Source organism: Photobacterium obscurum (genome assembly GCF_026191635.1).
Taxonomy (GTDB): domain Bacteria; phylum Pseudomonadota; class Gammaproteobacteria; order Enterobacterales; family Vibrionaceae; genus Photobacterium; species Photobacterium obscurum.
The window spans coordinates 98559-110783 of record NZ_JAKRRW010000013.1; the positions used below are offsets into that span (position 1 = coordinate 98559).

At 50.0% G+C, this 12225-nt stretch carries 11 protein-coding genes; 4 read left to right on the plus strand and 7 right to left on the minus strand.

Going from position 1 to position 12225, the window contains the following annotated elements; genetic code table 11:
- Positions 1-44: 44 nt before the first annotated feature.
- From parE to idi, 4 genes are all read left to right on the plus strand, one after another.
- Positions 45-1928 carry a DNA topoisomerase IV subunit B gene (gene parE / locus MD588_RS16285; protein ID WP_265698593.1) on the plus strand — a complete coding sequence of 628 codons (1884 nt, stop codon included), beginning with the start codon at positions 45-47 and terminating at the stop codon, positions 1926-1928.
- Positions 1929-2029: 101 nt separating this feature from the next.
- Positions 2030-4294 (plus strand): DNA topoisomerase IV subunit A, encoded by a 2265-nt coding sequence (gene parC / locus MD588_RS16290; protein WP_265698529.1) that lies wholly within the window; start codon positions 2030-2032, stop codon positions 4292-4294.
- A gap of 152 nt (positions 4295-4446) precedes the next feature.
- Complete coding sequence (locus MD588_RS16295) at positions 4447-5175, plus strand: 1-acylglycerol-3-phosphate O-acyltransferase (RefSeq protein WP_265698530.1); 729 nt, start codon at positions 4447-4449, stop codon at positions 5173-5175.
- An 88-nt stretch (positions 5176-5263) separates the two neighbouring features.
- Positions 5264-5785, plus strand: coding sequence for an isopentenyl-diphosphate Delta-isomerase (idi, locus tag MD588_RS16300; RefSeq protein WP_265698532.1), 522 nt, complete (start codon positions 5264-5266; stop codon positions 5783-5785).
- A gap of 64 nt (positions 5786-5849) precedes the next feature.
- Here idi and MD588_RS16305 read toward each other — a convergent pair whose 3' ends face one another.
- The 7 genes from MD588_RS16305 to arcC all read right to left on the minus strand — a co-directional run bounded on the left by MD588_RS16305 (position 5850) and on the right by arcC (position 12211).
- Complete coding sequence (locus tag MD588_RS16305; RefSeq protein ID WP_265698533.1) at positions 5850-6236, minus strand: RidA family protein; 387 nt, start codon at positions 6234-6236, stop codon at positions 5850-5852.
- A 109-nt stretch (positions 6237-6345) separates the two neighbouring features.
- Positions 6346-6825: an arginine repressor gene (locus MD588_RS16310; protein ID WP_265698594.1), complete on the minus strand. Its 480-nt coding sequence runs from the start codon at positions 6823-6825 to the stop codon at positions 6346-6348.
- A gap of 280 nt (positions 6826-7105) precedes the next feature.
- Complete coding sequence (locus MD588_RS16315) at positions 7106-8107, minus strand: serine protease (RefSeq protein WP_265698534.1); 1002 nt, start codon at positions 8105-8107, stop codon at positions 7106-7108.
- Between the two features lie 185 nt (positions 8108-8292).
- Positions 8293-8757, minus strand: coding sequence for an aspartate carbamoyltransferase regulatory subunit (gene pyrI / locus MD588_RS16320; RefSeq protein WP_265698536.1), 465 nt, complete (start codon positions 8755-8757; stop codon positions 8293-8295).
- A 16-nt stretch (positions 8758-8773) separates the two neighbouring features.
- Positions 8774-9703, minus strand: coding sequence for an aspartate carbamoyltransferase (gene pyrB / locus MD588_RS16325; protein WP_265698537.1), 930 nt, complete (start codon positions 9701-9703; stop codon positions 8774-8776).
- Between the two features lie 455 nt (positions 9704-10158).
- Entirely contained in the window at positions 10159-11169 is a 1011-nt protein-coding gene (locus MD588_RS16330) for an ornithine carbamoyltransferase (protein ID WP_265698538.1), read from the minus strand.
- A gap of 130 nt (positions 11170-11299) precedes the next feature.
- Complete coding sequence (gene arcC, locus MD588_RS16335) at positions 11300-12211, minus strand: carbamate kinase (RefSeq protein ID WP_265698539.1); 912 nt, start codon at positions 12209-12211, stop codon at positions 11300-11302.
- Positions 12212-12225: the final 14 nt, after the last annotated feature.

Below are 12225 nucleotides of genomic sequence, written 5' to 3' on the forward strand. Positions count from 1 at the left end.
GTTACTGACTATTGTGGCAAAAATTTCTCGTAACTTTCCGTGATATGACAGATCAAAGCTATAACGCTGGAGCCATTGAGGTTCTAAATGGCCTTGAGCCAGTACGCCGCCGTCCCGGCATGTACACCGATACGGCTCGGCCCAATCACCTTGGCCAAGAAGTAATTGATAACAGTGTCGATGAAGCCCTGGCCGGCCACGCACGTAAAGTGGAAGTCATTCTTCATGCCGATCAGTCACTCGAGGTGATTGATGACGGTCGAGGGATGCCTGTTGATATTCACCCTGTCGAAGGGGTATCAGGGGTTGAGCTGATCCTTTGTAAGCTCCATGCTGGTGGTAAGTTCTCCAATGACAACTACCAGTTCTCTGGCGGCTTGCACGGGGTAGGTATTTCCGTCGTTAACGCCCTGTCGACCCGTGTTGAAGTCGCGGTAAAACGTGACGGTCAGGTTTACCAGATTGCTTTCGAGCATGGCGAAAAAGTCTCTGAGCTTGAAGTGATCGGCACCTGCGGACGCCGCGCTAAGGGAACGCGGGTTCATTTCTGGCCCGATGCCCAGTACTTCGACAGTGCTAAATTCTCGGTTTCCCGCCTCAAAAACAATTTAAAAGCCAAAGCGGTACTTTGCCCTGGGCTTGAAATCGTCTTTACCGATAAAACTGCAGATGAAACGCTGCGCTGGTGTTATGAAGATGGCCTGAAAGACTATCTGGCAGAAGGCGTGAAGGGTTACACGTTACTGCCTGAAGAGCCGTTTACCGGCGTATTCAGTGGCCAGACAGAAGCTGCTGATTGGGCACTGCTGTGGTTGCCTGAGGGCGGTGAGTTAATTACCGAAAGTTACGTTAACCTTATTCCGACCGCACAGGGTGGTACCCATGTGAACGGCCTGCGTCAGGGCTTGCTCGATGCCATGCGTGAATTCTGTGAATTCCGTAACCTGCTACCGCGTGGCGTGAAGCTGACGGCGGATGATATCTGGGACCGTTGTGCGTATGTTCTGTCTGTCAAAATGCAGGATCCGCAGTTTGCCGGCCAGACCAAAGAGCGCCTGTCTTCACGTCAGTGTGCTGCTTTCGTCTCTGGCGTGGTTAAAGATGCCTTTAGCCTGTGGCTGAATGAGCGCCCACAACTGGCGGAGCAACTGGCTGAAGTCTGTATTGCCAATGCCCACCGCCGGATGCGCGCGAGCAAGAAGGTCGTGCGTAAGAAAATCGCCTCGGGTCCTGCCTTGCCGGGTAAGCTAGCCGATTGTTCGCAGCAGGATCTTAACCGTACCGAACTGTTCCTGGTGGAGGGTGACTCGGCGGGCGGTTCTGCCAAGCAGGCCCGTGACCGGATGTTCCAGGCTATCATGCCGCTGCGTGGTAAAATCCTTAATACATGGGAAGTATCGGCGGACCAGGTACTGGCCTCACAAGAGGTTCATGATATTTCTGTTGCGCTGGGGATTGACCCTGACAGCGATGACTTGAGCGGCTTGCGCTACGGTAAAATCTGCGTGCTGGCGGATGCGGACTCCGATGGTCTGCACATCGCCACCTTGCTGTGTGCCTTGTTCATGCGCCACTTCGAGGCGCTGGTTCGTGCCGGCCATGTTTATATTGCGATGCCACCGCTATATCGGATCGATTTGGCGAAAGAAGTGTACTATGCGCTGGATGAAGCCGAGAAAGAAGGTATTCTGGATCGCCTGAGCAGCAAGCGCGGTAAAGTGAATGTCCAGCGATTCAAAGGACTGGGTGAGATGAACCCGCTTCAGCTGCGTGAAACCACTATGGATCCGAATACTCGCCGCCTGGTGCAGCTAACCATTGATGATGATCAGCAAACGACTGACATGATGGATATGCTACTGGGCAAGAAGCGCGCAGAAGATCGCCGTCACTGGCTACAAGATAAAGGGGATATGGCCGAGGTATAAGGCTGCCGCCCTATGTCGCGCTATAAACTTACAAGAATATGCATGCTGGCTGCCCGTGAGCGCGGCCAGTTGCGAAGAAATACTGAACGGAATACCCCACGATGACTGATGTCTCAATGGACGGCGTCGAACAGCTTCCGCTAAGGAAGTTTACCGAAGACGCTTATCTAAATTATTCCATGTACGTAATCATGGATCGTGCCTTGCCATTTATCGGTGACGGCTTGAAACCGGTACAGCGCCGTATTATTTATGCGATGTCTGAGCTGGGTCTGTCGGCGACGGCGAAATACAAGAAATCAGCCCGTACTGTCGGTGACGTACTGGGTAAATACCATCCGCACGGTGATTCGGCCTGTTATGAAGCCATGGTGCTGATGGCGCAGCCATTCTCGTACCGTTACCCGCTGGTTGATGGCCAGGGTAACTGGGGTGCGCCGGATGATCCTAAGTCCTTTGCGGCGATGCGTTATACCGAATCACGCCTGTCCCGTTTTTCCGAAGTGCTATTGGGCGAGCTTGGCCAGGGTACGGTTGATTGGGTGCCAAACTTTGACGGCACGATGAAAGAGCCGAAGATGCTGCCTGCGCGCCTGCCGCATATCCTGCTTAACGGCATCACCGGTATTGCGGTGGGTATGGCGACGGATATTCCGCCGCACAACGCCCGTGAAGTTGCCAATGCCGCAGTACACCTGATTGAGAATCCGAAAGCCGATCTTGACGGCCTGATGGAGTTTGTCAAAGGCCCTGACTATCCGACCGAAGCCGAAATTATCACCTCTGCGGTAGATCTGAAAAAAGTCTACCGTACCGGTAAGGGCAGCATTAAGATGCGTGCGGTTTGGCATAAAGAGAACGGTGATATCGTGATCACCTCTCTGCCGCACCAGGTATCGGGCTCGAAACTGCTTGAGCAGATTGCCAGCCAGATGCGGGCGAAGAAGCTGCCGATGGTCGACGATTTACGTGATGAGTCGGATCATGAAAACCCAACCCGTATTGTGATTGTGCCACGCTCTAATCGAATTGATTGTGAGCCGTTGATGAATCACCTGTTTGCCTCGACCGATTTGGAAAAGAGCTTCCGCGTTAACCTGAATATGCTGGGCCTGGACGGCCGTCCGCAGGTGAAGGGGCTGGTGGCAATTCTTTCTGAATGGCTTGAGTTCCGCCGTGCGACCGTGCGCCGTCGCTTGCAACACCGCTTAGACAAGGTGCTGGCGCGTTTGCATATCCTTGAAGGTTTGCTGGCGGCTTACCTTAATATCGATGAAGTGATTGAGATCATCCGTAATGAAGATGATCCGAAAGCCGAGCTGATGTCACGCTTTGAGTTGACGGCGATTCAGGCTGATGCCATTCTGGAAATCAAGTTGCGCCAGCTGGCGAAGCTGGAAGAGATCAAGATCCGCGGTGAGCAGGATGAGTTGGCCAAAGAGCGCGATCAGCTGGAGAAGCTACTGGGTTCTGAGCGTCGACTAAATACGTTGATTAAGAAAGAAATTCAGGCCGATGCCGAGAAGTACGGTGATGATCGCCGTTCGCCTTTGGTTGAGCGTGCCGAAGCCAAGGCGCTGACTGAACGTGATTTGATCCCGAGCGAGGCCATCACGGTTGTGTTGTCCGAGAAAGGTTGGATCCGTCATGCCAAAGGTCATGAGGTTGATCCAACCAGCCTGAGCTATAAGTCGGGTGATAACTACCTGGCCCATGCTCGTGGTAAGAGTAACCTTCCGGCGATCTTTATCGGTACCGATGGTCGCAGCTATGCGCTGGAATCCCACACCTTGCCTTCGGCGCGAAGCCAGGGCGAGCCGATCACCGGTCGCCTGAACCTTACACCGGGCAGCCATATGCGTCAGGTATTGATGGCCGACGACGATCAACAGTGGTTGATGGGTTCGGATGCCGGTTATGGCTTTATCTGTAAGACCGCCGACATGGTATCGAAGAACAAGAGTGGTAAGGCATTGCTGACAGTACCTGAGAGTGCTGAAGTGATGGCACCGCAGCCTATTTCGAACCTCGATACTGATGATGTCTTGGTGATCACCAATGAAGGCCGGATGTTGCTGTTCCCGATCAAAGACTTGCCTCAGCTAAGCAAAGGTAAGGGGAATAAGATCATTAATATTCCGGCGGCACGTTCCAAGGCGCGCGAGGAGTTCTTGTCGCAGTTGGTGGTATTGCCGGCAGGCAGTCATGTCACCCTTTATGCGGGGAAACGCAAGCTGGGCTTGAAACCATCGGATCTGGATAACTTCCGGGGTGAGCGTGGTCGCCGGGGTGCAATGCTGCCTCGCGGTCTGCAGCGAGTCACCCGGATGGAAGTCGAACAGCCGGACGCGGCGGCTGAAGAATAAGCCGAACTGGTTGTTATATAATGACTTAGAAGCCCTCGATGGAGGGCTTTTTTATTTTTGTGGAGCCGCCCTGAATAAATTGTACACATAAGGGGTGTAATTTCCCGTTGCCTGAGTATACTAGCGAACGCTTGTACGCTGAGGAGAGCTCCATGATATTTTTGTTGCGCATTATCGCCGTTACAATTTTTGCTGTTGTCATGTTTGTGTTTGGTTGCGGCTATTGCTTACTGAGCCCGCGCAACCCGAAGAACGTTCATAATGTTGGCCGTTATTTTTGCAAGATGGCACGTATTCTAGGGATTAAACTGGAGCTCCGTTATGCCGAAGGGGCTGACGATGTTGGTGCCAGTATTTATGTTGCGAACCACCAGAATAACTACGACCTGTTTACGGTCTCTGGTGCCATCATGCCTCGCACGGTAACCGTTGGTAAGAAAAGCCTGATTTGGATGCCGTTATTTGGCCAGCTGTATTGGCTGACCGGCAACATTCTGATTGACCGTGCTAATCGTAGCCGGGCCGCAGGTACCATTAGCCAGATTGTTGAGAAGATCAAACAGCTTCAGGTATCGGTCTGGATGTTCCCTGAAGGTACCCGCTCTCGTGGCCGCGGTCTGCTACCGTTCAAGACGGGGGCGTTTCATGCCGCGATCGGGGCACAGGTTCCAGTTGTCCCAATCGTTTGTAGTTCGACCGATCATGTTAAAATGAACCGTTGGGACAACGGAGTCGTGATTGTCGAGGTAATGCCGCCGGTATCGACCGAAGGCTATACTAAAGAAGATGTCCGTAAGCTGTCGGATCAGTGTCGAACCATGATGGAAAACAAACTGACCGAGCTCAATGTCGAAGCCAGTCAGCGCTCAGCAAAAAAGTGATGACATAATATCACCTTGTTAAGGCAGGTTTAGATTGAAATAAGGACATGCTTGGCGTGTCCTTTTTGTTTGTGTTGATGTAGATATCATGATTGAAGAACAAGTTGTATTAGTGGATCCGCAGGGCCGGGTGCAGGGATTGCAGGAAAAAATGCAGGCACACCGGGAAGGGGCTTTACATCTGGCTTTTTCTGTTTTGCTCTACCGTGAAACCGATAAAGGCAGAGAGTTTCTGATGCAGCAACGGGCTTTGGGCAAGTATCACAGCGGTGGGCTGTGGACCAATACCTGCTGTTCTCATCCCCGCCAGGGAGAAACGATGGAGCAGGCTGGGCTACGTCGACTGGGGGAAGAAATGGGGATCAGCGGTATCAGGCAACTGGAAGATATCGCGACTTTCCTGTATCGCGCCGAACTGGATAACCAGCTGGTAGAGCACGAGCTGGATCATGTGCTGGTTGCCTGTGCGTCAGATTTTGATATTGCACCGAATGCCGATGAGGTAATGGCCTATCGCTGGTGGCCGCAGGCAGAGCTAGAGTGTGCCGTCGAGTCTGAGCCTGAACTATTTACGGCTTGGTTTCCGCAGGTTCTGGCACATACGCTCTGAAGGCCGTATTCGAGCAGATATAAAAAAAGCTGTCATCTGACAGCTTTTTTTTCGCCCAAATCGATTACTTGCGTACAGCGATCGCTTCGATTTCGATCTTCACATCTTTAGGCAGACGTGCAACTTCAACACAAGAGCGTGCTGGGTAAGGGGCATTGTGCTCGTCAAAGAACTTGCCGTAAACGTCATTGACTGTCGCGAAGTCATTCAGGTCTTTTACAAACACAGTCATCTTCACAATGTCAGCCACTTTCAGGCCCGAAGATTCAACCACTGCTTTTACATTTTCCAGTGACTGGCGTGCCTGCTCAGCGATATCGTCAGACACTTCACCCGTTGCAGGGTTTACAGGGATCTGACCTGAAGTGAGTACCATATTGCCAAGGTCAACACCTTGTACGTAAGGGCCGATAGCCGCTGGAGCTTGATCTGTGTGTAGTACTTGAGTCATTGATTGTCCTTACTAAGTCATTCACAACCTACATTGATAGGGCACTAGTTTGCAGCCCAAAATCGTTTAGGTCAAAGGATTTCCTATCTGTTGTGGCACGCTTGTCGGGTTATACAGGGATCCCTAGTCGAGCCTTGACCACGCGCTCGCAGTGGTCGATACGATTGATGTCTTTGGGGGCGACCATCACTGTGTCATTACCGCCAACGGTCCCCAGGATCTCAGCATGGGGTTGAATATCAATCAGGCGGGCAACCAGTTGTGCGCCACCAGGGTGGGTTTTGACAACCACCACCAGTTGGTTATGGGTAATAAACTCAATCTGCGATGCAATTGAAGAACCAACTTGCACCGGTTCATTTTCGACCGTTAGGCAATAGACTTTTTTGCCATAGGCATTGGGCACTTTGGCGACACCCAGTCGGGAAAGCAGGCGCGAGACGGTTGACTGACTAACATCATCAAAACCCATGTCGATTAACCGCTGGCGGATATCATCCTGGGTTGAGAAGCTCTGCTGCTGAAGCAGGCGCTTGCAGGCTGTGGTGATGCTCTCATCAGTAGAAATTACATCAATCGCTCCGTGCATATTGGATCCATTCACGGGCAACTCCTTGTTATTTTATAGGGTATTAAGATCGTATCGTTATAGTTACCAGTATGATGCTGATGGGAGACGAGCTCTTCGCAGCCATAAGTATGATTTTTCATTGCTGGCAATAGGCGCAAGATATAATGAATTGATTGCATAATCTTGCATAAGCATCATAGCAATAATGCAAAAATGTTTTATTGACCCTAATCACCAAAATAAAAAGCCGATTTTGTCCTCAATATGAGGAATTATCTCCCGATTGATTTAGCCGACTTTATGGCTTCATTGGTGTGTGTTTTTGTTGTTTGGATGTTAACTGAGGCTCGGTTTCAGGCTCATTACTGATACCTGACAAGGCTTCGGCGCTGTTTTCCTGGGGGCGCCTTTTCGAAGGGGGAAAATAGGTTGAGGTCACTGGTGTTCGACTACTGATTTGTGATGCCGTGGTATCTATATCGTTTGGGTTATTGGGCGAAGAGAATTGGTTGATATTATTTTTTGGTATTTCGTTTGAAGTTGGCGCGGCATTTGCTCTAACACTTGCAGTATTAGTGACCGTACGATTTGGTTGGTTGAGACTGGCGACATAGTCGGAAACCTGGACTGAGGCTAATTCTGTACTGGCTGACGATACCTCGATATCGAGTGAATCTAACCAGTCAAAAATCAGGGTCGCAGGGACAAATTGACTGTAACGAATCGCGGGGCGCAGGTTTTCTAGGTCTTCTGGATTATGGACAATCGCAACCGTGATCCCCGCGATTTCACCGTTCTGGTTGAATACCGGGCCGCCACTCATGCCAGACATGACCGGAGCATCACTGAGGGAATAAAGGCAGTCCGTATTGGTGTCGATGACATCTTGCAGGTATTTACCATCCCCCTTAATTTTGTTGCCCAGTACGGAGTGGCCGTGGTGGGAAACCGGTTGGTCGGGGTAGATCAACCCCCAGGTCGGAACATAATCGGAGTGGCGGCGGATCAGCGACAGATCGCAGTAAGGGTGGTGGATCACATCAAAGTCCCAAGACAGTTGAGCGACATGCTTGGCGGTGATCATATACTGCTCGTTTACCGGTACGGCTGAGCCAAATCCGCCAAGCAGCAAGGGAACACCGATCATGACCATTTGATTGGCATTGCTGCTGGAAGCCTGGCTGACCGGGCCGTTGCTCATAATGCAACCCGAGAGAAAAAACGTGCTGATCAGTAACAGAGACAGTAAGGCTGCATGTAACCGGAGAAAAAGTGAACGGGGAGTATCTATCTGCTTCATACCACGACCTTTTGAACTGAGGGTTCCAGCGGTCACTGACAAGCTTCAGTTCCGGTGGTTTTTGATGTGATTGTTCAAAAGTAGAGCGAGGTTAGGGGGCAGGTTTGTATTAGAACTGAGAATAAAAAAACCGGCTCACAGTTGAGCCGGTTGTCTTATTTTTAAGGCAAGGGGGCTGCCGAGGATTAATTGTGCTCGGTAACAATCTCGCGCGAGAAGACTTTTTCGCAGTATTTACATTTCAGCTGTACGTCTTCGTTTTTGCCGATGACCTTGAAGCTGCTGTCTACCGGTTCGCCGTGGGTGATACAGTTGCTGTTCGGGCACTTGAAGATGGCATTGATCTGCTCGGGCAGAGACAGGTTCAGCTTCTTCACCACCTCGTAGTTTTCAATCTGGTTGACGGTTGCTTTCGGTGCATAAAGAGCCAGTTGGTTTGCCTGATCTTCCGAGATAAAGATGTTTTCAATCTTAATCAGATCCTTGGCGCCCAGTGCGGATGATGGCAGGTTCAAGCCAACGGTCACGCGCTGGTTGGTTTTGTGCATTTTGAACAGTTTTAGAACTTTGATCCCAACATTTGCCGGAATATGGTCGATAACAGAGCCGTTCTTGATTGCTTCAACCTGTAGTTGAGTTTCCTTAGTCATAACTGTCATCTCCTGCTTATAGTTGTTCGTTAAGTACAAGTGCTAGTAGGGCTTCGCGCGCGTATACACCATTTTCGGCTTGCTGGAAGTAGTAAGCGTGTTTGGTCTTGTCCACATCGACGGTGATTTCATCGACGCGTGGCAGCGGGTGCAGTACCTTCAGGTTGTCACGGGCTTCTTTTAGCATCTCGGCCGTCAGGATATAGGCCGCCTTCATGTGGGCATATTCGGATTCGTCAAAGCGTTCCTTCTGGACACGGGTCATGTACAGAACGTCCAGCTGAGGGATGACTTCTTCGATAGTGTTGTGGAGGCTGTAGCTAATACCGGCTTCGTCCAGTTCTTCGCAGATGTAATCTGGCATTGCCAAGATTTCCGGAGCAATGAAGAAGAAGTTCACATTGTTGAACTTTGATAGGGCCTGGGTCAGGGAGTGAACCGTACGGCCGTATTTCAAGTCACCAACGAAAGCGACATTCAGGTTATCCAGGCGTCCTTGGGTTTCGAAGATGCTGAATAAATCCAGCAGGGTTTGGGTTGGGTGCTGGTTGGCACCGTCACCACCGTTGACAACCGGCACGCCGTTTGAGAATTCAGATGCCAGACGAGCTGCGCCTTCCTGAGGGTGGCGCATGACAAAAGCGTCGACGTACGAAGAGATAACTTGCACCGAGTCCGCCAGTGTTTCCCCTTTCTTGGCTAGCGAGGTGTTGCCGCCGTTATCAAAGCCGATAACTGTACCACCTAGGCGCTGAACGGCAGTCTCGAAAGACAGGCGGGTACGTGTTGATGGCTCAAAGAAGCAGCTCGCCACAACTTTATTTTTTAGTAGCTCTGGGTTTGGCTCTGCTTTCAGTTTTCCAGCAGTTTCAACAATAAGTTCAAGTTCACTTCGGTTTAGTTCCGGAATGGAGATGATGTGTTTTTGAAACAACGAGTTCGCCATGGCTTCTCTTCCCTATATAGATAACTGATAGTGTCTGCTCTCACGCAAAAAGCAGACAAAAAAAAGCCCCCTTAAAAAAGGAGGCTCTTTTTAAAAAAACGATAAAAACAGAAAAATAAAACCAACGCCGATTTTCGGCGGAAGTAAGTCAAGTTGTGCTTAACTGGCTGGTTCATTTTTCAACTCTGTTCTGACAAATTGCGAAGGATTATACGCCCATTTTTTGTGAGCGCAAGCGTTTGCGTAAACTATTCATTTTGTGGGATTTTATGCAAAAAATCTGGGGCTTTTGAGTGCTTGGTGATGCTGGTTAACCTGCTGAAATTTAGGTGGTTTATAGAGTGATGGTGAGGCAGGGTAGTGAAGGAAAATGCAAATGCCGCCCCGAGGGACGGCATTAATTATAAGAGCTTTAAGGGTTTCTACGTCAAATCTTTAAAACTCAAGAGAGTCGATTACTGACCCAGTGTAGCAACCATAACAGCTTTGATGGTGTGCATACGGTTTTCAGCTTCGTCGAACACGATTGAGTGCTTAGACTCAACGACTTCGTCAGTTACTTCAACACCGTCTTTCAGCATTGGGTATTCTTGTGCCAGCTCTTTACCAACAGTAGTGTCTTCACCATGGAAAGCAGGTAGGCAGTGCATGAATTTCACATGTGGGTTGCCTGTTGCTTTGATCATGTCCATGTTTACTTGGTAAGGAAGCATTAGGTTGATACGCTCAGCCCAAGCTTCTTTCGCTTCACCCATTGATACCCAAACGTCAGTGTATAGGAAGTCACAGCCCTGAACGCCTTCTTGTACGTCTTCAGTCATTGTGATCTTAGCACCAGTTTCTTCAGCGATTTCGCGGCACTGAGCTACTAGCTCTTCTTCAGGCCAGAACGCTTTTGGTGCTACTAGACGGATGTCCATGCCCATTTTCGCTGCGCCAACCATTAGAGAGTTACCCATGTTGTTGCGAGCGTCACCCAGGTAAGCGAACGTCATTTCGTGTAGCTGTTTGCCACGGCCATGCTCTTGCATAGTTAGGAAGTCAGCCAGGATTTGTGTTGGGTGGAATTCGTCTGTTAGGCCGTTCCATACAGGAACACCAGCGTAAGTACCTAGTTCTTCAACGATTTCCTGCCCGAAGCCACGGTATTCAATGCCATCGTACATACGGCCTAGAACACGTGCTGTATCTTTCATAGATTCTTTGTGACCAATCTGAGAGCCTGATGGGCCCAAGTAAGATACTTTAGCGCCTTGGTCGTATGCTGCTACTTCGAAAGCACAGCGAGTACGTGTTGATGTTTTCTCGAAGATAAGAGCAATGTTCTTGCCAGTTAGGCGTGGCTGCTCGTAACCGTTGTACTTGGCTTTTTTCAGCTCTGCAGATAGCTCTAGCATGTGCTGAATTTCACGAGGAGTGAAGTCTAGAAGTTTTAGGAAGTTACGGTTGCGAAGATTAAAAGCCATGATGTTTTCCTCTTAAGAATCTGTATCTCTCTGGCCGGCTGGTACTGACTCGGGTTATGCGAGGGCAGCGTGCCGGCCTGTATTATGTATTGTTTATCGTATTATGGAGTCTTTGTGAATAACTATTCTGTTATTCTGCAACAATATTTGTTCCAGCTTCACCTTTTAGGATGCGTAGTCCCGCTTCCAGTGAGCCGATACCAACCAACTTGCCGCCTTGTTTGATGAACTCGCAAGAGGCATCAATTTTTGGTCCCATTGAGCCAGCATCAAAGGTGTATTGTGCTAGTTCACTTGGTGTTGTGTTACGTAGGGCTTTTTGTGTTGGCTTGCCCCAGTCCAGGAATACTGCGTCTGCATCGGTTAGGATCAGCAGCGCGTCTGCGTTAAGTTGCTTGGCTAGGAAAGCTGCTGACATGTCTTTGTCGATAACCGCTTCAACACCAATCAGCTTGCCGTTTTCTTTCTTCACTGGAATGCCGCCGCCGCCAGTACAGATCACCAGGTGTTGCTGGTTGATTAGTGCTGCAATAGCTTCATCTTCGATAATGCCGGTAGGCTGTGGGCTAGGTACTACGCGACGGAAGTACTGACCGTCAGGCTTCACTGTCCAGTGGTATTTTTCTGCCAGTTCACGAGCTTCTGCTTCATCGTAAACAGGACCGATAGGTTTTGTTGGGTCAGCAAATGCTGGATCGTTTGGATCAACACTCATTTGCGTAAGCATGCAAGAAACGTTTTGCTCTGGAAGTAGGTTCTTCAGTTCTTGCATTAGGATGTAGCCGATCATGCCTTGGGTTTCTGAGCCCAGTACATCAAGCGGGTATGGATTTACTTTTTTGTATTCCAAACCCTGCAGTGCTAGCAGGCCAACTTGTGGGCCATTTCCGTGTACCAACACTACGTTATATTCTTTCGCAATTTCTGCGATGGTTTTTGCTGCCGTAGCAATGTTCTGACGCTGGATATCTGCTTCTAGTGGCTCGCCGCGACGTAGTAGGGCGTTACCACCAAGTGCAACAACAACAGTTTGCTTGGTCATGGGATCGTCTCTCT